This window comes from Pedobacter sp. Bi27, assembly GCF_918698255.1.
GTDB lineage: Bacteria > Bacteroidota > Bacteroidia > Sphingobacteriales > Sphingobacteriaceae > Pedobacter.
In genome coordinates, this window is the sequence record NZ_CAKKMW010000003.1 from 365,670 (window position 1) to 388,245 (window position 22,576).

A 22,576-nucleotide genomic window follows, 5' to 3' on the forward strand; every position below is an offset into this window, starting at 1 on the left:
ATGAACAAATTTACTAAACTTAGCCTATTTGCACTTTTACTGGCTACTACAATCTTCAGCTCATGTAAAAAGGAATATGAGTCTATTGAAAGTGTAGATGATGCCGCTATCCAGGCTTATCTTAAAAAGAATAATCTTACCTTCACTAAAGATACAAAAGGCTATTATTATAAACTCACCGACGTAGGTTCTGGTGCAAGTGTTGCAAACCAAGATTCGGTTTATTATTCATATATCTTTAAAACCTTATCCGGGCAGGTGCTAAATCAAACATCTGATTTAATGATTCCAGGAACCTTTTTGGGTTATACAGATCGATTTACCATTAATAACGTATCGTATGTATTTACACCAATTAGAGAAGTGTTAACCAAATTAAAAAGAGGTGGCAAAGCAACTTTAATTATGCCTTCTAGTATGGCTTTTGGTAGGAACGGCGTAAGTTTTTTAAATATTGGTTCGAATGAAAATATCCTTGTTGATTTAGGGATATATGCTGGAGCGAAAAGACATGAAATAGACGAGTTTGAGATCAATAAATTTATTACCAACAATAATTTAACACTGATTAAAGATCCTTCCAGAGCGCGATATAGTATTACCACCCCTGGAACAGGAACAGACGTAATTAATGTGAACTCTACAATAGTTGCTAACTACACCGTGCGCTATTTAGATGGAACAGTTTTACAAAGTAGTACCGATGGAACTTTTACTGATGTTCTGAGTAATTTATATAAAGGGTGGCAGTTAATATTGCCGGGAAAAGTAACAGCCGGGGGAAAGCTTCGTTTGATTATCCCTGCTGATTTAGCTAACGGGGTATCTCCTTTAGATTTCGATATTGAAATTGTAAAGGTTACGAATTAGATAACGCCTCTTTAAAAACTTTTAAAACCCTTTCTCTTGCAAATGTATGCTCAACTATTGGTTGGGCATATTTTTTTGTCCCAAATTCTGGCACCCACTTTTTAATATATTCGACCCTAGGGTCGAATTTTTTGGTTTGGAGTTCAGGGTTAAAAACCCTAAAGTATGGTGCGGCATCGTTCCCTGATCCGGCGGCCCATTGCCAGCCGCCTACATTGCTTGCCATTTCGTAGTCCAATAATTTTTCGGCAAAATAAGCTTCTCCCCACCGCCAATCGATGAGTAACTGTTTGGTTAAAAAACTGCCCACAATCATGCGTACACGGTTGTGCATCCAGCCGGTTTGGTTGAGCTGCCTCATGCCAGCGTCTACAATGGGATAACCCGTATTGCCATCGCACCAGGCCTTAAATTCAGCTTCGTTGTTGCGCCATTTAATTTTATCGTATTGTTTTTTAAAAGAATCGAAAGCGGAGTAGGGGAAGTGCCAGAGTATGGTCATATAAAATTCCCGCCATGCCAATTCTGAAAGCCAGACGTCCGATTTTGCTTCCAATGCATCCTTTACAGCTTTTCTGATGCTTAATGTTCCAAAACGCAAATGCAGTCCGATATGTGTGGTGCCATCGAGCGCAGGGAAATCACGTTCTTTTGCATAATCATCGAGTTTGTTTTTATAGTTGATTTTCGGGAAATCCAGTTTGCTCTTTTCAAAGCCCATCTCTTTTAACGTTACACCAGGCAAATGCTCAGTTTTAAGTAAATTTTCGAAGTATTTTTTAGTAGGATAAGCCTTCACATAAAAATCGTTTAGCTTGGCATGCCATTGTTTGTAAAAAGGGGTAAAAACAGTGTAAGGTGTTTTATCTGCTTTTAGGATTTCGTTTTTTTCAAAAATAACCTGATCCTTGTATGTTTTGAAGGCTATTTTTTCGCTGGTTAAAAATTCGGCCATGTTATCATCACGTTCGCGGGCATAAGGTTCGTAGTCATGATTGGTATATACACCCTTAACATCATATTCCTTTAAAATCTCTGACCATATTTTTTCGGGCTTGCCATATTTTACCAATAAATCTGACCCATGTAGCTGAAGTTCTTTTTTTAAATCCTCAATGGTTTGGTAAATGAAAGTTACGCGGGCATCAGCTGTTGGAAGTTTATCCAATATGTTTTGATCAAAAATAAACAATGGTAAGACCGGGTAACCACTTTTAAGTGCATGATACAAAGCAGTATTATCTGTTAAACGTAAATCGCGGCGAAACCAGTGAATGGATATTGAAGTCATTAAAGGGAATTATAAGGAAACAAATTATTTTGAAGATTTGAACAATTGAAGAAGCGTTTGGAGCTGAACGTTTGGCGTGGGTTAACCAATTAACCCTATTTGTACAGATCCTTCAAAGCATCCTCCAAATGGGTGAATTTAAATTTGAATCCTGCATCTAAGATTTTTTGAGCTGAGGTATTGTTGCTCATTAAAACAGCTTCAACACGTTCTCCCAATAACAATTCCAGTGCCTTTTTTGGAACCTTGATCGGCCAAACAGGACGGTGCAGCTGTTTAGCAATGGCTTTGGTTAGCGCCTTATTGGTGACTGGAAAAGGAGCACAGGCATTATAACAATTCTCCATTTTAAGATTTTCGATGGCTTCGATGTACATTTCTACCATATCATCAATATGCAGCCAGGGAGTCCATTGTTTACCTGTACCTAAAGCTGCTGCGGCAAATAACTTAACCGGTTTATCGAGTTGCGGTAAGGCGCCGCCATGATTGCTTAAAACGATTCCGGTACGGAGTTTTACAATTCTGAGGCTTAGCTTTTTACCTTGGTCTACAGCATCTTCCCAAAGTTTACAACATTCGGCTAAAAATCCGTAACCATTTGGACTTTCTTCGGTTAAAATTTCATCACCACAATCACCATAAAAACCAACTGCAGAAGCAGAAATAAACGATTTTAGCTGATTGTCGGGTTTTGATTTAATGGTTTTAAAGAGTAATTCTGTTGATTTTACACGACTATCGATGATCTGTTTTTTGCGTTCGTTGGTCCATTTTTTATCGGCCACAGGTTCTCCCGCTAAATGGATAATGGCATCTACACCATTCAAACAGTCAGCATCAATAGTTCCATTGTGAACATCCCACACAAAATTATTCGGATTTTTGTCTTTCTTTCTCGAAAGTGTGTTCACCTCATAACCTTTATTTAGTAAATGTTTTTTCAGCTTAGTACCCACAAGTCCTGTAGCCCCGGTAATCAGAATCTTCTTAGCCATCTTTTTAAAACAGCAAAGATACAAAAGGGTTTTTATGGCTTCATTTAAAACGATATTAATTCAGTTCTAATTCTTTTGTTACCTATTTGTAAAGAATTATTTAGGGGTTTGATGAAGAAGAAAAATAAGATAAATTTGTAAACGCGTTCTTACACCCTTTTCGATAAAAGATGTCCAAAAAAATTTTAGTCTGGTTTAGAAATGATCTTCGCTTGCATGACAATGAAATGCTGGTCGAGGCGATTGCTAAATCTGATTCAATTTTGCCTGTTTACATTCTCGATCGCCGTTCTTTTGGCGAAACAAAATACGGTACGTTAAAAACAGGTAATATTAGAGCACAGTTTATTTTAGAAAGTGTTTTAGGATTACGCAATTCTTTAAAACAGATTGGCGGTAACTTGCTTATCGCCGAAGGCAACCCCGAAGATATTATTCCTCAACTCGTTCAGGAATATGAGATTACCGAAGTTTACCATCACCGTGAAGTGGCACGCGAAGAAACGCATGTTTCAACTTTGGTAGAAAATGCACTTTGGAAATTACGCATCAACCTGAAACATTTTATCGGCCATACCTTATATAATAAGGAAGACCTCCCTTTTCCCATTAAGGATATTCCCGACGCCTTTAACCAATTTAAAAAGAAAATTGAACGCGATTCGATTATCAAGCCTTGTTTTGCGGCACCCGATCGGATTAACGTAGCCGAGGTGATTGACTGGGGAACATTATCTTCGTTAGAAGATCTTAATCTGTTGCCACAGCAAAAAGACCAACGTTCTGATTTTGAATTTGTTGGTGGCGAGGCCGAAGGATTAGCACACCTTCAAAAAGTGATTGTGGCTATGCAGCAGGCTGCAACAACCAAGAATTTAATTCTGGCTTCAAAACTATCAGCATGGCTGGCCATGGGTAGTTTATCGCCACGGAAAGTATACTGGGAAATTAAAAAGATGGAAGGTGTGCCCAATACAAAAGCCATGTTCAATCATATTTTATTAGGCCTGCTTTGGAGAGATTATTTCCGTTTCATGTTTAAAAAATATGGCAATACTTTTTTTAGTCCGGATGGATTTGGCAGCCAGGGACTGGTTGACATTGTGAATGAGCAGGATAATTTTAGTAAATGGAAAAATGCGCAAACAGGTTTTGCTGTGGTAGATGCGGTGATGACAGAGCTAAATCAGACCGGCTTCATTTCGAATATCGCCAGACAAACCGCTGCCTTATATCTAATCAATAATTTAGAAGTAAGCTGGGTTTTTGGCGCAGCATATTTTGAAGAAAAGCTGATTGATTATAATCCTGCAAGTAATTGGGGAAACTGGGCCAATGTGGCAGGTGTAGGTAACGATCAGAAATCAAAAAGTGTTTTCGACATAGATAAAAATATCAAAAACCTCGACCCAAAAGGCAATTACTCCTTAACTTGGGCATCATAGTTGTAATGACTGAATGATAGAGTATTGAATGATGGAACTGAAATTTTATCGACTAATACAAGTGGTATTTTTGTTATTCTCTCATTCAATAATTTTCTCATTCAATAATTCTCATTTTAATCGAGATTTTTGCCATTTATATAAGGTAAAATTCTAATTTTGTAATGCTTATAGTAAACAGTTAATAATGGATAAATTATCTTATCTTAATGGCGCAAACGCCGAATATATAGAGTCTTTATATCAATCTTATCAACAAGATCCCGAGTCTGTTGAATTTGGTTGGCAGAAATTTTTTGAAGGTTTCGATTTTGGAAGAGGATCAGAAGCGCCTGCAGTAACAGCGGAAACTCCTGAACAATTTTTAAAAGAGGTTAATGTTTTAAATCTGATTGATGGCTATCGTAGCCGCGGTCACTTATTTACGCACACCAATCCTGTTCGCGAAAGACGTAAACATTTACCAACATTAGATCTTGCAAATTTTGGATTATCGGATGCTGACTTGGAAACCGTTTTCAACTCTGGTGTTGAGATTGGTATCGGTGCGGCAAAATTGAAAGACATTGTAGCCTTTTTAAAACAAACATACGCACACTCAATCGGTGCAGAATATAAGTTTTTACGTACACCTGAAGTGTTGAACTGGATTCAGCAGAAAATGGAAAGTGCACGTAATACCCCTAATTTCTCAATCGATGAGAAAAAACGCATTCTCCGGAAATTAAACGAAGCGGTAAGTTTCGAAAATTTCTTAGGCACCAAATTTTTGGGCCAAAAACGTTTCTCGTTAGAAGGAGCAGAAGCTTTAATCCCGGCTTTAGATTCAGTAATCGAAAAAGGTGCTGAATTAGGTATTGAGGAATTTGTAATTGGTATGGCACACCGCGGTCGTTTAAACGTGTTGGCCAATATCATGCAAAAAACATATAAAGATATTTTTGCTGAGTTTGAAGGTAAAAGCTACAACCCAGATACGCCATTTGGTGGCGACGTAAAATACCACTTAGGTTATTCTACAGATGTAACTACCGTTTCGGGTAAAAGTGTTCACTTAAGTTTATGTCCTAACCCATCGCATTTAGAAACTGTTGATGGTGTGGTAGAAGGCATGAGCCGCTCGAAAATCGATTTCAAATATGGTGGCGATAACAGTCGTTTAGCACCGATTTTGATTCATGGTGATGCATCAGTTGCCGGACAAGGTATTGTTTACGAGGTAATTCAGATGGCAGGCCTTGAAGGTTATAAAACCGGTGGAACTATTCACTTGGTAATTAATAACCAGATTGGTTTTACAACTAATTATAAAGATGCACGTACCAGTACTTATTGTACCGATATTGCTAAAGTAACTTTATCTCCGGTTTTCCACGTAAATGGTGATGATCCTGAGGCTTTGGTTTATGCAATTAACCTGGCAATGGAGTATCGTCAGAAATATAAAAACGATGTTTTTATCGATATTCTTTGCTACCGTCGTTTCGGACACAATGAGTCTGATGAGCCCAAATTCACCCAGCCATTATTATACAAAACAATCGAAAAACACCCTAATCCAAGGGAAATTTATATTGATCAGTTAACCAAAGAGGGTAAGTTAGAAGCCGGTTTGGCAAAAGAAATGGAAAAAGATTTCCGTGGTATTTTGCAGGAACGCTTAAACGAAGCTAAAGAATTTGTTGCAGGTAATGCCGAAGTTAAATTTGGTGGTGCATGGGCAGATTTGCGTATGGCTACACCTAAAGATTTCGAATCTTCTCCTGTTACTGCGGTTAAAAAGTCTACTTTATTAGAAATTGGTAAGCGCATTACTGCTTTGCCATCTAATAAAAAGTTCTTCAAAAAAATCGAAAAACTATTTGCTGAACGTGGCAAAATGGTTAACGAAACCAATGTTTTCGACTGGGCAATGGGCGAGCAGTTAGCTTATGGTACTTTGTTATCAGAAGGTAAACGTGTTCGTTTAAGCGGTCAGGATGTAGAGAGGGGAACATTCTCTCACCGTCATGCGGTATTAACGCTTGAAGATAGTGAGGAAGAATATGTACCATTGGCAAATATTTCAGACCAACAAGCGGCTTTCGATATTTACAACTCACACTTATCAGAATACGGCGTTTTAGGTTTCGAGTATGGTTATGCCATGGCAAACCCGAATGCTTTAACCATTTGGGAAGCACAATTTGGCGATTTCTTTAACGGAGCGCAAATTGTTGTCGATCAATATATTGCAAGTGCCGAAACCAAATGGCAGCGCGAAAATGGGTTGGTAATGTTATTGCCTCACGGTTACGAAGGTCAGGGACCAGAGCACTCATCAGCGCGTATTGAGCGTTTTATGGAGCTTTGTGCCGACTACAACATGCAGGTAACAAACTGTACCACTCCGGCAAACTTCTTCCACGTTTTACGCCGTCAGTTTAAACGCGATTTCCGTAAACCTTTGGTGGTATTTACACCTAAAAGTTTATTGCGCCACCCTGCTTGTGTTTCTAAATTAGAAGAATTTACCGAAGGTGGTTTTAAAGAGGTAATTGATGATGTAAATGTTAAAGTTGCAGATGTAACACGTATAGTTTTCTGTAGCGGTAAAATTTACTACGAGTTACTGGAGAAACAACAGGCTGATAAGTTGAAACATGTAGCCCTGGTTCGTGTAGAACAGCTGTATCCAACTCCAGTTGATCAGATGGAAGCCATCCAGAAGAAATATAAAAATGCTAAAGAAGTTTTCTGGGTACAAGAAGAGCCAGAGAACATGGGCGCATGGCCATATTTGTTCCGCAGGTTATACAAAACAGCATTAAAAGGCATTGATGTAATTTCGCGAAGAGAAAGCAGCAGTACTGCAACAGGTTTTGCAAAACAACATGCTAATCAACAGGCTTATATTTTAGCAAAAGCTTTAGAGATTTCGGTAACGGATGATGTAAAGGATATCGCCAAAAAAGCAACAAAAAAATTAGTTCAGATCGATTAGGTGCATTGCGCTAAGCGTTTGGAGCGTGGCGTTTGATATTGATTATTAGAAGATAAAAAACATAACATTACAAAAATGAGTTTAGAGATAAAAGTTCCGCCTGTTGGTGAGTCGATAACCGAAGTTGTTTTATCACGTTGGATAAAAAACGATGGCGATGTTGTTGAAATGGATGAAGTTATTGCCGAATTAGAATCGGACAAAGCAACATTCGAATTAACTGCAGAACAAGCTGGAACTTTAAAAACCATAGCAGCCGAAGGCGATACATTAGCCATCGGTGCAGTAGTTTGTAAAATTGAAGATGGTGGTGCGGCTCCGGCGAAAGCTGATGCACCAAAAGCTGAAGAAAAGGCTGCTGTTGCTGAAGATAAAACTGCGGCTCCGGTGGCCGAAAAATCAGGCGAAAGCTATGCTACTGGAACTCCTTCTCCTGCTGCTGGTAAAATTCTTGCAGAAAAAGGAATTGATGCAGCTGCTGTAAAAGGTACTGGTGTTGATGGTCGTATTACTAAAGACGATGCTGTAAAGGCTGAGGCGGGTAAAAAACCAGAAGCAACAAAAGCAAGTGCTCCGGTTGTAGCTGCTGCTCCCGCAGGTAGTCGCGGCGAACGTCGTGAAAAAATGTCTCCACTACGTAGAACGGTTGCAAAACGTTTAGTTGCTGTTAAAAATGAAACCGCAATGTTGACTACTTTTAACGAAGTTAACATGAAGCCGATTATGGATTTACGCGGAAAATATAAAGATCAGTTTAAAGAAAAATTTGGTGTTGGTTTAGGCTTCATGAGCTTTTTCACTAAAGCAGTTACCGAAGCATTAAAAGATTTCCCTGCGGTTAATGGTCGTATTGAAGGTGAAGAATTGGTTTACAATGATTTCGCTGATATTTCGATTGCAGTTTCTGCACCAAAAGGTTTAGTGGTTCCGGTAATCCGTAATGCAGAAAGTATGACTTTAGCGCAGATTGAAAAATCGGTTTTAGAATTGGCTTTAAAAGCACGTGATAGCAAATTAACCATCGAAGAAATGACTGGTGGAACATTCACTATCACTAATGGTGGTGTGTTTGGTTCAATGATGTCGACTCCGATTATTAATGCGCCGCAATCGGCTATTTTAGGCATGCACAACATCGTTGAGCGTCCGGTAGCTGAAAAAGGTGAGGTAGTCATCCGTCCGATGATGTACGTTGCTTTATCTTACGATCACAGAATCATCGATGGACGTGAGTCGGTTGGTTTCTTGGTTCGTGTGAAACAATTGTTAGAAGATCCGGCTAGATTATTATTAGGTATCTAATCCCTAAGTCCCCTAAAGAGGGCTTATAATCTTTATAGAAAGTCAAGATAAAGAAGTCAAGTTTTAATGGCCAACGTGCTATAAAAACTTGACTTCTTTTTTTATACCTGAAAAATGAAATTAACGTTCAACTCAAAATTTCTCATTATTTTTCTCGCGCTTCTCATCGTAGAAATCTTAATTGGCAAATACCTTCATGATGCATTTATTCGTCCGTTTGGCGGAGACGTATTGGTTGTTATCTTGATTTACGCATTTTTGAGGATTTTCCTTAAAACCAATTATAAGCAGTTATCATTAGGCGTCTTAATTTTTTCTTTCGTAATTGAGTTCCTCCAAAAGGCAAATTATGTTACCTGGTTTGGCTGGGAAAACAACAAAATAATGAGCACTATATTGGGCACTTCCTTTAGCGTTTACGATCTGCTCGCTTATTTTGTAGGCTATCTGATCTGTTTGTGCTTTAAGGATTGAGCTAAAGCACTTTTCTTATTTTGAAAGCGCTTTAATTGCTTTTAAATCCAATTGTTTAAATTCTACTTCACTGCCCTCGGCTTGCAGTGCAATCTGGCCGCTACTTGCAGTGCAATTTGTGCCATAGTTTACCAATATGCCATTTACCCAAACTTTAACTTCGTTATTCAAACATTGAATAACCATGGTATTCCATTCGCCAAGCGGTTTTTCACTGTCATCTGTTAAATTTTTAATCCGGCGGAGTTTATTTCCATTTACACCCCAGTTTTCTTGAGGCCCACGTCTGGTAACCATATCCGGTACTGTAATATCTTCTTCGATACACCAGAAATCGCCAGCATCTTTATGTTGCATCTGCACTTCCAGCGATTTTGGAAACATACCATACAATGCCCTTGGCGTAGATGCATGAACTAAAACGCCACAATTTCCTGGCTTGCCAGCAAAGCGGTATTGTACTGTTAACTGGTAATTTTTATAAATTTTATCGGTTATTAAATGCCCACCTGGCGTACCTAAACTTACCAACATGCCATTGCGAACAATAAATGGATTAATAGTATCAGGCTTTTTATCCATTGCAGGTACATCTACATGCCAACCGCTTAGATTTTTTCCGTTAAAAAGGCTTTTTTGAGCAAATGCTGAACTGCTCATAATAACTAGTAGTAAAAAGGCGTAGTAAAGTTTCATGATATATTTGGTTTTTGTATTCCAAATATATTAAATATAAATGGCAGAAGAATTGTAAGAGGGTTCGTCATTTCGACTGGAGTGCAACGGAATGGAGAAATCTATGATTACGGTATTTATAGATCTCTCCACTTCGGTCGAGATGACGATACCCCGCTGCCTAATCTGGTCTTTAGCGTCTCGCTAAGACTCCAATTTCAATAATTCTTCGTACGCATTTCCATCAAGCCTCAATAGTTTAGCAAATGCTGGCTCGGTTTTATAACCTTGGTTTTTGAGATCAATGATGTCCTGCCTAAATTTTTCGTCCCTAGCTAAGAGTAATTTGTGTTCAATGAGCATATGCCGATATGCATTTTGTCGTGCGGTGGGAATATTTTGGCCGAATATTTCTATTTCGAAACCATCGATGATAAAATTCGCTTTAATCGCATCGAATTTGAGGCTTTCACGAATGATGAAGTCTTTTTCAGATCTAAACAGTACATTTAATTTGTCGATAAATTCATTCTTATCCGAAACTTCGCAGATAATATCCAAATCGCTGTTTTCGATGTCGATATTGATTGGAATGGTACCCACAAGTATTGGATGGTAAGGAGCAAGCTTTCCTATAATTTCATTATCAGTTAGCACCTGATAAGCCTTCTTTTGCCTTTCATTGCCAAGCTTTAAGTAAGATATATCAAGAAAGTTGATCATTCGTTATGGGCTATGGGTTTTTGACCTTTGTTTCTTGCAGCATCCAAAGTTACTAAACCCGATAGTATGAATGCCAATGCGTTCTAATTCTGCCCTAATTTTTTCTGAAGAAACTGAAGCAAAGCACAAGAGGCATTGGCAGAAAGGATAGCGGGAACAGACTTTGATATTTGTTGCTGTACCTGCTTTCCAAACACTACTGTTATCGTCATTGCGAGAAGGAACGGCGAAGCAATCTTTCATGCTTTCGGATATTTCACAATAAAGATTGCTTCGTCGGCTGAAAAGGCCTCCTCGCAATCACGAATTCATTGAAAAAACAAAGCCCATCTCAGTTAAGAAATGGGCTTTGTTTTATAATAGTATGATGCCGTTCTTCGACAGGCTCAGAATGACAACGGATTTATTTAATCTTCTACAATCTCACTGTTGATGCTCACATCGTCTTTTACATCTTCTTTAAAGTAGTTTTTCTGGAAGATGAGGATCAGTATCACTCCAACTGAAATGGCTGCGTCTGCAAGGTTAAAAACAGGCCTGAAAAAAACAAACTCTTCGCCTCCCCAAATCGGGAACCAGGTAGGGAAGTGGCCTTCTGCAATCGGGAAATAGAACATGTCTACTACACGACCGTGAAACCAGCTTTCGTAACCATAAATCTTTCCGTAAAATACAGAATCGATAATGTTTCCTAATGCGCCAGAAAAAATCAGTGCAACATTTAAGATTAAACCGCGGTGATATTTATGCTTAATTAGATAATGTAAGCCATAGCCAATTCCTGCAACAGCTGCAATACGGAAAAGTGATAAGGCTAATTTGCCAAATTCACCACCAAACTCCATCCCAAAGGCCATCCCATTATTTTCGGTAAAATGGATAATACACCATTTGCCAATAATATGGAATTCCTGACCGAGGTACATGTGCGTTTTAACCCAGGTTTTCACCAGCTGATCGGCCAGTAAAACTAAAAAGATAACAATTAAAGGTTTTGTATAGCCTTTCATTAACTCTGCTTTAATTTAGCTTCCATGCTTAATGTTGCATGAGGAACAGCGCGTAAACGTTCTTTTTGGATTAATTTTCCGGTTTCGCGGCAAATACCATAAGTTTTGTTCTCGATACGCACCAATGCATTCTCCAGGTTGTCAATAAATTTTTTCTGACGTGCAGCCAATTGATTGATCTGCTCTTTTTCCATTGTTGCAGAACCGTCTTCTAATGTTTTGTAGGCACCTGAAGTATCTTCTGTTCCGTTTGCGTTTGGATTACTCAAAGAAGTGGTTAAAGAGTTAAGTTCCTCTTTCGCCATGCGTAATTTATCTTGAATTAATTCTTTAAATTCTTGTAATTCACTGTCTGAGTAGCGTGTTTTGTTGCTGTTTTCCATGTTCTTTTTCTAATTTTCTAATATATGGATTTATATTTTAGTTACTGAAATGCTTAACTCAACATCGTCGATAACGATTTTGTTTGCATTATTTACAGTATCTGTTAATTCAAATTCATCGGCCAATATTTCCGCGCAAATGTAATCCTTGTTTTTGGCAACTGCGCCGGCCACCAAGTTATCATTTTGTAACGAAACTTTAATCCTATCTGTTACTTCAAAGTTTAATTCTTTTCGCAAGTTTTGGATACGGTTAACCAATTCGCGGGAAATACCTTCTTGTTTCAGCTCTTCTGAGATGGTAACATCCAAAGCAACAGTTAAACTGCCCAGGTTAGTTACCTGCCATCCCGGAATATCTTCGGCAAAAACCTCAACATCATCATTTAAATTGATGGTAAATTCTTCACCATTATTACCAACTACGATGATGAAGCCATCATTTTCTAAACGTTGGATATCATCCTGATTGGAATTTTCTAAAGCCTCTTTAACCAGGCTCATCTCTTTTCCAACTTTTTTACCCAAAGATTTGAAGTTTGGTTTCAGCTTTTTCTTAACGATACCATGCGTATCGGTAATGAACTCAATATGTTTAACATTCGTTTCAGAAAGGATATAATCTGCAACCTTTGATATTTTTTGTTCGAAATCGCCACTTAAAGATGGAATTAAGATTTTCTCAAGTGGTTGACGCACATTGATGCCCGATTTTTTACGCAGCGATAAAACCATCGATGAAATATCCTGAGCGTAAACCATACGCTCGTTCAAATCGGTATCAATTAAACTTTGATCAGCCTCTTTCCATAAAGTTAAGTGGACAGATTGTTCCGCATGTGCATCGGTAATGGTTAAGTTTCTATATAACCAATCGGCAAAGAAAGGCGCAACAGGACTCATCAACTGTGCCAAGGTTTCTAAACAAGTATATAATGTTTCGTAAGCTGCACGTTTATCATCGGTCATTTCGCCTTTCCAGAAACGGCGACGACTTAACCTGATGTACCAGTTACTCAAATGTTCATCAACAAAAGCCTGAATAGCACGGGTAGCTTTCGTTGGTTCGTAAGTGTTGTAACTTCCATCAACTTCGTTGATTAAGGTTTGCAATAACGATAAAATCCAGCGGTCTAACTCCGTCCTTTCTTCAACTTTGCTTAAATTATTTTTATCGATCTCGAATTTATCGATATTGGCGTACAGGGCAAAGAAAGCATAGGTATTGTAAAGTGTTCCGAAGAATTTACGGCGCACTTCAGCAATTCCATCAATGTCAAATTTTAGGTTGTCCCAAGGATTTGCATTAGAAATCATGTACCAACGCGTGGCATCAGCACCATATTCATTAATGGTTTGGAATGGATCAGCGGCATTGCCCAAACGTTTAGACATTTTTTGTCCGTTTTTGTCCAGAACCAGTCCATTCGAAACTACATTTTTGTACGCTACTTTATCAAAAACCAATGTAGAGATCGCATGTAGCGTATAAAACCAGCCACGGGTTTGGTCTACGCCTTCGGCAATAAAATCTGCAGGGAAATCTTCATTTCCATCAATTGTTTCTTTGTTTTCAAAAGGGTAGTGCCACTGCGCATAAGGCATAGCACCAGAATCGAACCAAACATCAATTAAATCACTTTCGCGGCTCATTGGTTTGCCTGATGGAGATACCAAAACAATTTTGTCGACCACATTTTTATGTAAATCGATCAAATCATAGTTCTCTTCAGACATGTTCCCGATTTCGAATCCCTTAAAAGGATTTTCTTTCTGGAAACCAGCTGTTATAGATTTTTCAATGGCATTATAAAGTTCCTCAACAGAACCAATTAACACTTCTTCTTTTTTATCTTCAGTTCTCCAGATTGGCAAAGGAATTCCCCAGTATCTCGAACGTGATAAATTCCAATCGTTGGCGTTTTTTAGCCAGTTTCCAAAACGACCTTCGCCAGTTGACTTTGGTTTCCAGTTAATGGTTTCATTAAGGTCGAACATCCTGTCTTTAACATCTGTAACTTTAATAAACCATGAATCTAAAGGATAATATAAAAGTGGCTCATCAGTTCTCCAGCTGTGTGGGTAACTGTGAACATATTTTTCTACTTTAAAAGCTTTATTTTCTTCTTTTAATAAAATAGCAATTTCTACATCAACCGATTTTTCAGGTGCTTCGCCAGCATTGTAATATTCGTTTTTTACATATTTGCCTGCAAAAGGACCAACATGTTTAGTGAATTTACCCTGTAAATCTACTAATGGAACGGGGGTGTCATTCTCGTCTAATACCAACATTGGCGGTACTTCAGGAATGGCTTCCTTAGCTACTTTAGCATCATCTGCGCCAAAAGTAGGGGCGGTATGAACAATACCGGTACCATCTTCTGTAGTTACGAAATCTCCAGAAATTACCCTAAATGCATTTTCAGGATTTTGATACGGCAATGCGTAAGTTAATAGTTGTTCATATCTAATGCCAACCAACTCACTTCCTTTGCATTCGGCAAGTATTTGATAGGGGATTTTTTTATCGCCAGCTTTAAAATTTGTAAAATCTTCAACTTCGTTGCTTTCAAAGAAAATTTTACTGAATTGCTTGCCAACCAGGTTTTTTGCCAAAATTACATTTGTTGGCAAGAATGTATATTGGTTGAAAGTTTTGACCAAAACATAGTCGATTTTTGGTCCAACCGTTAAAGCTGTGTTTGATGGTAAAGTCCATGGAGTAGTCGTCCAGGCCATCAGGTAAATATCTCCAAATGTTTGTAAAAACGGAGGTAACGTATCCGCTATCGCCTTAAATTGAGCAACAATTGTTGTATCTGTAACATCTCGGTAAGCGCCAGGCTGATTTACCTCATGCGAACTCAATCCTGTCCCAGCTTTTGGAGAATAAGGTTGGATAGTATAACCTTTATAGATTAATCCTTTATCGTAAATCTGCTTCAAAAGCCACCACACCGATTCCATGTATTTCGACTTATAGGTAATGTATGGATCATCCATATCTACCCAATAGCCCATTTTTTCGGTCAATTCGTTCCACACATCAGTGTAACGCATTACTGTTTTTTTACAGGCTTCGTTATAGTCTTCAATAGAAATAGTTTTACCAATATCCTCTTTGGTAATCCCTAATTCCTTTTCAGTTCCAAGCTCAACAGGTAGGCCATGCGTATCCCAGCCAGCTTTTCTTTTTACCTGATAACCCTTAATTGTTTTATAGCGGCAAAAAATATCCTTAATTGCACGCGCCATTACGTGGTGGATCCCCGGCATGCCATTGGCAGACGGTGGCCCTTCGTAAAAAGTAAACGGATTAGATTTAGGACGGGAAGAAATACTTTTTTCAAAGATATTTTCCTTTTTCCAAAAATCCAGTATTTCTTGCCCTATTTTGGCAAGTTCCAATTGTTTAAATTCGCTATACATCAATCAAGTACCTCAAAAAATTAAAGGTTGCAAAGTTAACAGAATTGACTGAATTTTGGTAGTTTTGATGTAAATACTTTTAATGTGAAATTATTTAATATCGGGCTTACATTGATGATTGTTGCCGTAATTGCCTTGCCAATTGTTGCGGTAATAAACCCTTCAGACCGGGATTTTGTACTTTATGCTTTTTATTTCTGTGGCTTGCTCGAACTAATCGGGCTTATTTTTGTTTTAATCCATATTGTAACACTAAAAAGAAAGAACCCATGATTAAGCTCTTAAAATTGCAGAAAGCCGTTTTCATCCTCATAGCTGGCGTACTTTCTTTTATCGCCTATAAAATTTTAGATGCAAATGAGGTAAAAGGAAGTATCTATTTACAGATGCTGGCCGGCGTACTCATCATCATTGGTGCATTATGGTTGTTATATCCAATTTTATTCGCCAAAAAAGATAATGATGGCAATGCCGAAATCATTACCGACCCAACGGTCGAAGTTCCGGTAGATGAAGAGGATCAAAAGCCTGCAGCTGAATAAATCTTACCCTCATAGCCGGTTTAAACCCAAGGCCATGAAAAAAATAAAATCCACGTAGGGGTAAATTTCTTGTGAGTTGTATTAGCTCTAAATAACAAATAGAGATAACTATGATTCCTGCATTAATTATTTGGCTCTGCAAGAAATATTTTGCTCCAAAAACCTACAAAACATTCTCTTCCAAAAGCCTAATCAATCCAAAAAGTGTTGCTTCGGTGCTCTTTCTTGTCTGTTCATTTTCATCAGCTTTTGCACAGCAAAGTAAATTTAACATCAAGCGTAATGGAGAAGTAATCGGCCAGATGTATTTTCAGCAAAAAGACGATGGCGATAATGTTTACCTAAAAATAACTTCGAAAGTACAAACCCGTTTTGTTTTCAAAATTGATGTGGAAACAGAGGATATAGCACATTTTAAAAATGGCAAACTCCTCAGCTCAAATGTAAATCGGGTAGTAAATGGCAATGCAAAAGAGGCTAAGAAAACAAGTTGGATAAATAATGTTTACCAGCTTAAAACAGGCGATAAAACCAGTACAATAAATCAGCCCATCAGTTATAATATGATGCTACTGTATACCAAAGAGCCTGTTAATATCCCCGAAATTTATTCTGACAACTTTCAGTGTTTTATTCCCATTCAGAAAAACGGGGCACATCAGTATCGGATCAATCTTCCCGATGGGAATTATAACGATTACCATTTCGAAAACGGAATATGTAAACTGGTAGTTGTAAATCACTCTTTGTACACCATTAGAATGGAAAGGGTTTAATATGGAAACAGTTGCAAATAAGTGCCTGAGGGTTTTGGTTACGGGTGCATCTGGTTTTATCGGCCGGAAGTTAAGTTTTACCCTTGCAGAAATGGGCTATGATGTAGTGGCACTTTGCAGAAATGTTAAGCATCCCTTTCTTATTCAGCACCGAAATATCCAGTTTGTAAAAGGCGATGTTTTGGATCCTGAAAGTTTAGAAAACGCAATGAAAGATTGTTATCAGGTTTACCATACGGCGGCGATGGCCAAAATGTGGTGCCGGAATGAGCAGGATTTTTACGATGTGAATGTAATTGGAACAAGAAATGTGCTTAGCTGTGCATTAAAATTGGGTGTAGAAAAGGTTGTGCATACCTCAACTTGCGGGGTGTGGGGGCCAACACTAAATCTGCCGGTTTCAGAAAACGATCCAAGAGCAGTCGGCTTCCCAATTAGCTATGAACGCACAAAATACCTTGCTGAATTAGAGGTGAAAGAATTTGTAAAAAAGGGATTGGAAGTGGTAATTGTAAACCCATCAAGAGTATATGGCGATGGACCAATAACTGATAGTAATACGGTGAGTAAAATGGTTACAGGTTATATAAATGGTACATGGCATTTTATTCCGGGCGATGGAAAAGCAATTGCCAATTATGCTTTTGTAGATGATGTGGTAGATGGACATATTGCGGCGATGCAAAATGGCAGGAATGGCGAACGGTATATTTTGGGTGGAGTTGATATTTCTTTTAATAGTTTTTTCGGCACACTAAGGCAGATCACTGGTAAAAAAAGAAGTTTGTATAAAGTCCCGGTAGGCATTATTAAAGCTTATAGTTTGCTGGAGGCTTTAAAATCGAAACTTTTTAACCTTACCCCGTTTTTTCTTCCAGAATTTGCCGATAGGTTAAAATGTAATCAGCAATATTCGAGCAATAAAGCCATTGCCGAACTAAATTATCGGATAACACCTTTTGCAATTGGTTTAAGAAAAACCATTAATCACTTTAAACATAATTAGAGATTATCGTCCTCGTTTGCAACGAGGATGCAAGAGAATGTCGATTGTATCGACTTTTATAACTCTATATTCCACATTGCAAATGTGGATCTCAACCATCCTCGTTGCAAACGAGGACGATATAAAATATAAAAATGAAACAATTAACAGTATTAATTACAGGAGCAAGCGAGGGCTTGGGCAAATCTTTCGCTATCGAATCGGCCAAACGTGGTTTAGGTTTGGTATTGGTTTCGCTACCAAATAGTGGGCTGGAACATTTAGCAAATTACCTGCGTGTAAACTTTAACAGTAAGGTGTTTTGTATTGAAATAGATTTGACCAAAAATACCTCCGCAAGCGAAATTTTTGAAAAGGTAAGCGCTCATAACATCGGGGTAAATGTTTTGATCAATAATGCTGGTTTAGGGAACTGGAGTTGGTTTGAAGATAAAAATGTCGATTTTTACAGAACACAGATCGACCTCAACATTACCAATACGGTGTTGCTTACTCGATTGTTTTTAAACCATATCGATAAAAGTACAGCAAGCTATATTTTAAATGTTGGCAGTTTAGGCGGACATTTTATCGTTCCAAAAAAACAGGTTTACGGGGCAACCAAATCCTTTATCGGTTATTTTACCCGTTGTTTGCAACTCGAATTGAGCGGTACAAACGTGCATATTAGTTTACTTAGCCCTGGCGGCATTAATACGAAACCCGAGCTGTTGGTAATGAACAATGAATTAAAGGGGTTTGCAAAAGCGACGATTTTAGAGGCCGATTACGTTGCCAAAACAGCAATGGATGGCATGCTGAAAGGCAAGAAAGAAATTATACCAGGTTTTGCAAACCGTTTTTTGGTGGTGTTGGATAAAATTATACCTGGCTTTTTAAAAGAAATTATAATTAGGCGTAAATTGAAATCGATTTTAACAACATAGACTTAATCATCACCACAGATAAAAATGATGGACACAGATAGCGTTTTGTGCTAAAAAGATGTTGGCTTAAACAAAGCGTTGGTCAGTCTCAGGTTAGTCGAAGACGCTTTCGCTGAGTTATGTAAATGACTAACCCGCATCCGTGTTTATCAGTGTCTATCTGTGGTTAATATAAAAATAGAAACATCATTAACGGGCTTGGAAAGTAACGACACCAATCTTATCGGATTAATTAAAAGCGGTAATAAGCAGGCTTTCGACGAAGTGTTTTTAAAGCATTTCAAAAGCCTGCATGCCTATGCTTTTGCGATAATTAAAGAAAAAGATGATGCCGAAGAAATTGTTCAAAATGTGTTTGTACGCATCTGGACGAAAAGAGCGCAACTTAAAACAGATGGATTTTTAAAACCATTTCTTTATCGTTCGGTACACAACGAGAGTTTAAATTATTTGAAACATCAAAAAGTGAGATCGAATTTTAACGTTCATTATGCCGATGCTGTGAAAAACGATACAGGAAACTTAAATACAGAGATCATGGCAACAGAACTGGAAAAGAATATCCATTCGGCGATAAATGAGCTGCCCGAAAAATGCAGAAATGTATTTCAGTTGAGCCGGTTCGACCAGATGAAATATCAGGAAATTGCCGATGCATTAAATATTTCTATCAAAACGGTAGAAAACCAGATGGGGAAGGCCTTAAAGATTTTGCGCCTTAGGGTGGTAGATTTTTTGATTCTCATTTTTATTTTATTGAAATAAGTTCATGGATAAAAACTATATACCTATTAATGATGATTTACTTGCAAAATACTTGCTTGGAGAGGCTACTGTGCCCGAAAGTGAGCAGGTTGAAGCATGGGCAGCATCAAATCCAGATCACCTGAAACAGTTAGAAGATTTCAGGATGATACTAGAGAAAAGCAAACTGCAGATTGATCCCGAAATTGATGAATATCAGGCTTTAGATCGGTTAAATACCCGTTTAGAAACCGAAAAAAAAACGATCAGCTATACATTTGTTTTGCGTTGGGTGGCTGTGGTATTTATATTTTTTAGTGCTGGCTTATTTTTCTACAACAATTTAATCGGCAATAAAATAAATGTAAATAGTGGCGGAAATACTTTAACACAAATGTTGCCTGATGGTTCTATTGCAATTTTGAATAAACAATCTGAACTTTCTTTCGTGGGCGGGTTTTTTAATAAAACCCGCAACGTTAAATTAAAGGGCGAAGCTTTTTTTAAAGTAAGCGCCGATAAGTCGAAACCATTTATCATTCGTGTTAATGATGTTCAGGTAACTGTTGTAGGCACTGCGTTTAATGTGAAAAGCGATAGGACAGCTGTTATTGTAATTGTAGAAAGCGGGATCGTTAAGGTGAACAACCGAAATGACAGTGTGCGTTTAACTGCTGGAGAGAAAGTAGAGGTAAGTCAAAATCAGCGGCATTTATCTAAAGGAGAAAATCAGGGTAAGTTGTATAATTACTATTATTCGAATGAATTGGTTTGTGATGGCACACCGCTTAGCGAATTAGTTGCCGCACTTAATCAAAAATTTAAATCCAATATCGTTATTGTAAATCCTGAATTAAAGGCGCTTCCAATTAGCACAACTTTTAAAGATGAATCGCTTAAAGAAATCTTGAATGTGATTGCCGAAACTTTTAAAATAAAAGTTGAGTACGGGCAAGGTATAATTAAACTTAAATAAAAACCAATGCGTACGCTCAAAATAACTGTTATTTTTCTCCTCTTTTTTAGTCCCTTGATAAAAGCACAATCCAATCTATCCAGAAATATTTCACTCAATATCGAGCAGCAGAAACTAAGTTCAGTACTGGCGATGATAGAGGAGAAAGGCGGATTCAGGTTTTCTTACAACAGTAATATATTACCTGTAGATAGTTTGATCAGTATCCGCGAAGACAACTTAAATATTGCCGAAACACTGGATAAAATTTTAAATCACAGGTTCGAATACCGCCAATCGGGCAATTTTGTGATTATCCGGTATGCACCGCTCGAACTGGTGTTGCTGGTTAACGAATCTGTTGGTAATGCCGAACTTTATACCATTACGGGCCAGATTGTAGATAAACAGACCAATAAACCACTCCAGGATGCCAGTATTTACGAGCGAAACCTATTGGTTTCTGAAATATCGGATGGGAACGGTTATTTTTCGATGCGGTTAAAAAACATTACGCGGCCTATATCGCTAACGGTAAGTAAAGAAAATTATAAGTCTACCCTTACCCATTTTCTGGCAGAGGTGAACATTACCAATAAAAAAGAAAATCCAAGCGAAAGGTTTATCAGCGGAAATTTGGGCGATGTAGAAAATACCTGGCTGGGCAATACTTTGGTTACCGCACAACAAAAAATCCAATCGATCAATATCGGTGGTTTTATCTCAAAAGCCCCGTTTCAGTTTTCGCTTATTCCTAGTTTAAATTCCCATGGCTCATTGAGCGGTCAGGTGGTGAATAAATTTTCACTTAATGTTATTGGTGCTTATAGCGCAGGAGTAGATGGCGGAGAAATTGGTTTTGTTTTCAATATTAACAAAAGTAATGTGCAGTATTTTCAGTTTGCTGGAGCCTTTAATTTAGTTGGGGGGGGTGTTCGTGGAGCGCAGATTGCTGGCCTGTTTAATTATGTAATCGGCGATATTCGGGCGGCTCAGATTGCCTTGGCTTATAACCGCGTAGGTAAGAGTTTCGAGGGTTTCCAAGTAGGTGGAATTTATAATCATGTTAATCAAGATGTGAAAGGCATTCAACTTTCCTTAGGTCTTAATACCATAGGCGGAACCTTAAAGGGTTGGCAAACAGGTGCGTTAAACCTGGTTAATGAAGAGACGAAGGGTGTTCAGATTGGAATTGGTGGTAACATAGTAGCTGGTAGAACAAGTGGAATACAAGTTGGAGGGATTGCCAATATCAACAAAGAAAGCAGTGGCGTAAATCTTGCGGTGCTCACCAATTTTACCGGACAAACTGCTAGTGGATTGCAAATTGGAGCAATTAATTATGCCAAAAACCTAAAAGGAGCCCAAGTTGGGGTATTAAATGTTTCAAATGAAAATGATGGTTATTCAATCGGGCTGATCAATATTGCTTTAAAAGGTTATCATAAATTTAGCTTTAGCACCAATGAAAGCACTACTTTTAATGTGGCTTATAAAGGTGGCAGCAAACGTTTATACAATATATTAATGTTTGGAACGAACAAAAAATCAGCTGAAAAAATATATACCGGCGGCTTAGGTTTTGGCAAGGAAATTAATCTTTTTAAAAGTGTTTCACTAAATCCTGAAATAAGTAGCCAATATGTTTACCAAGGGAGCTGGGATTACCTCAATCTGCTGAATAAATTTGAGCTGCCAATAAACATCCGTTTAAATAAATGGTTAGCCATACAGGGCGGTCCATCGGTTAATGTGTATTACACCAAACAAAACACCAAAATTGGTGAATTTGGTTTGTTGCAGGAAAAACATAAAGATTTCTCTTTTAACAATTCGAGGTATACAGGTTGGTTAGGTTGGAATGTAGGGTTGACGATTTGGTAAAAATAGCCTTGGGTTTAAACCCAAGGCCATGAATGATATCTATTTTGTAACCGCTAACTGAAAACTCCCAACTGATTAATGGTCAAACTTCCTAGCATTCTTCGCCGACTCTTCATCAGATACCAGTTTTCTTACTTTTCCATGCCTCGGTACGTGT

Annotated in this window: 20 protein-coding genes; 13 read left to right on the top strand and 7 right to left on the bottom strand. The window is 38.1% G+C overall.

Annotation, left to right across the window (positions count from 1 at the left end):
• On the top strand, positions 1-870 hold the full coding sequence (locus LQ227_RS11640) for an FKBP-type peptidyl-prolyl cis-trans isomerase (protein WP_230144516.1): 870 nt from the start codon (positions 1-3) through the stop codon (positions 868-870).
• Here LQ227_RS11640 and LQ227_RS11645 read toward each other — a convergent pair.
• Together LQ227_RS11645 and LQ227_RS11650 are read right to left on the bottom strand one after the other, a co-directional pair.
• A complete protein-coding gene (locus LQ227_RS11645) occupies positions 860-2,161 on the bottom strand; it encodes a deoxyribodipyrimidine photo-lyase (RefSeq protein WP_230149433.1) in 1,302 nt (433 codons plus the stop codon). The two genes, LQ227_RS11640 and LQ227_RS11645, sit on opposite strands and share 11 nt — an antisense overlap.
• 95 nt (positions 2,162-2,256) lie before the next feature.
• Positions 2,257-3,159, bottom strand: a complete 903-nt coding sequence (locus LQ227_RS11650; protein ID WP_230144518.1) for a TIGR01777 family oxidoreductase — start codon at positions 3,157-3,159, stop codon at positions 2,257-2,259.
• A 170-nt stretch (positions 3,160-3,329) separates the two neighbouring features.
• Between LQ227_RS11650 and LQ227_RS11655 the strand changes: the two genes are divergently transcribed.
• The 4 genes from LQ227_RS11655 (at position 3,330) to LQ227_RS11670 (ending at position 9,363) form a co-directional block, all read left to right on the top strand.
• Positions 3,330-4,604, top strand: coding sequence for a DASH family cryptochrome (locus LQ227_RS11655; RefSeq protein WP_230144519.1), 1,275 nt, complete (start codon positions 3,330-3,332; stop codon positions 4,602-4,604).
• 187 nt (positions 4,605-4,791) lie between these two features.
• Positions 4,792-7,587: a 2-oxoglutarate dehydrogenase E1 component gene (locus tag LQ227_RS11660; RefSeq protein WP_230144520.1), complete on the top strand. Its 2,796-nt coding sequence runs from the start codon at positions 4,792-4,794 to the stop codon at positions 7,585-7,587.
• A gap of 75 nt (positions 7,588-7,662) precedes the next feature.
• Positions 7,663-8,889 carry a 2-oxoglutarate dehydrogenase complex dihydrolipoyllysine-residue succinyltransferase gene (gene odhB, locus LQ227_RS11665; protein WP_230144521.1) on the top strand — a complete coding sequence of 409 codons (1,227 nt, stop codon included), beginning with the start codon at positions 7,663-7,665 and terminating at the stop codon, positions 8,887-8,889.
• Positions 8,890-9,003: 114 nt separating this feature from the next.
• Positions 9,004-9,363: a DUF2809 domain-containing protein gene (locus LQ227_RS11670; protein WP_230144522.1), complete on the top strand. Its 360-nt coding sequence runs from the start codon at positions 9,004-9,006 to the stop codon at positions 9,361-9,363.
• A 15-nt stretch (positions 9,364-9,378) separates the two neighbouring features.
• Here the strand turns inward: LQ227_RS11670 and LQ227_RS11675 are convergent, their stop codons facing one another.
• The 5 genes from LQ227_RS11675 to ileS all read right to left on the bottom strand — a co-directional run bounded on the left by LQ227_RS11675 (position 9,379) and on the right by ileS (position 15,586).
• Positions 9,379-10,059: a DUF1080 domain-containing protein gene (locus LQ227_RS11675; protein WP_230144523.1), complete on the bottom strand. Its 681-nt coding sequence runs from the start codon at positions 10,057-10,059 to the stop codon at positions 9,379-9,381.
• A gap of 183 nt (positions 10,060-10,242) precedes the next feature.
• Positions 10,243-10,761, bottom strand: coding sequence for a DUF4269 domain-containing protein (locus LQ227_RS11680; RefSeq protein WP_230144524.1), 519 nt, complete (start codon positions 10,759-10,761; stop codon positions 10,243-10,245).
• A 407-nt stretch (positions 10,762-11,168) separates the two neighbouring features.
• Complete coding sequence (locus LQ227_RS11685) at positions 11,169-11,771, bottom strand: lipoprotein signal peptidase (RefSeq protein WP_108198061.1); 603 nt, start codon at positions 11,769-11,771, stop codon at positions 11,169-11,171.
• Positions 11,771-12,154: a TraR/DksA C4-type zinc finger protein gene (locus tag LQ227_RS11690; RefSeq protein ID WP_025144123.1), complete on the bottom strand. Its 384-nt coding sequence runs from the start codon at positions 12,152-12,154 to the stop codon at positions 11,771-11,773. The genes LQ227_RS11685 and LQ227_RS11690 overlap by 1 nt, the downstream gene beginning before the upstream one ends.
• Positions 12,155-12,184: 30 nt before the next feature.
• Positions 12,185-15,586, bottom strand: a complete 3,402-nt coding sequence (gene ileS, locus LQ227_RS11695) for an isoleucine--tRNA ligase (RefSeq protein ID WP_230144525.1) — start codon at positions 15,584-15,586, stop codon at positions 12,185-12,187.
• An 84-nt stretch (positions 15,587-15,670) separates the two neighbouring features.
• Here ileS and LQ227_RS11700 point away from each other — a divergent pair, with 84 nt between their 5' ends.
• The 8 genes from LQ227_RS11700 (at position 15,671) to LQ227_RS11735 (ending at position 22,419) form a co-directional block, all read left to right on the top strand.
• Positions 15,671-15,859, top strand: a complete 189-nt coding sequence (locus LQ227_RS11700; RefSeq protein WP_131031924.1) for a hypothetical protein — start codon at positions 15,671-15,673, stop codon at positions 15,857-15,859.
• The gene (locus LQ227_RS11705) at positions 15,856-16,128 is read left to right on the top strand and encodes an isoleucyl-tRNA synthetase (protein WP_230144526.1); all 273 of its coding nucleotides are present in this window, start codon (positions 15,856-15,858) and stop codon (positions 16,126-16,128) included. The genes LQ227_RS11700 and LQ227_RS11705 overlap by 4 nt, the downstream gene beginning before the upstream one ends.
• Positions 16,129-16,238: 110 nt before the next feature.
• Entirely contained in the window at positions 16,239-16,904 is a 666-nt protein-coding gene (locus tag LQ227_RS11710; protein ID WP_230144527.1) for a DUF6134 family protein, read from the top strand.
• 1 nt (position 16,905) lies between these two features.
• Positions 16,906-17,910, top strand: a complete 1,005-nt coding sequence (locus tag LQ227_RS11715; protein ID WP_230144528.1) for an SDR family NAD(P)-dependent oxidoreductase — start codon at positions 16,906-16,908, stop codon at positions 17,908-17,910.
• A gap of 134 nt (positions 17,911-18,044) precedes the next feature.
• Positions 18,045-18,836: an SDR family oxidoreductase gene (locus LQ227_RS11720; protein ID WP_230144529.1), complete on the top strand. Its 792-nt coding sequence runs from the start codon at positions 18,045-18,047 to the stop codon at positions 18,834-18,836.
• Between the two features lie 162 nt (positions 18,837-18,998).
• Positions 18,999-19,601 carry an RNA polymerase sigma factor gene (locus LQ227_RS11725; protein WP_230146652.1) on the top strand — a complete coding sequence of 201 codons (603 nt, stop codon included), beginning with the start codon at positions 18,999-19,001 and terminating at the stop codon, positions 19,599-19,601.
• A gap of 4 nt (positions 19,602-19,605) precedes the next feature.
• Complete coding sequence (locus LQ227_RS11730; protein ID WP_230149434.1) at positions 19,606-20,556, top strand: FecR domain-containing protein; 951 nt, start codon at positions 19,606-19,608, stop codon at positions 20,554-20,556.
• Between the two features lie 6 nt (positions 20,557-20,562).
• Complete coding sequence (locus tag LQ227_RS11735; protein ID WP_230149435.1) at positions 20,563-22,419, top strand: LA_2272 family surface repeat-containing protein; 1,857 nt, start codon at positions 20,563-20,565, stop codon at positions 22,417-22,419.
• The last annotated feature ends 157 nt before the right edge of the window (positions 22,420-22,576 follow it).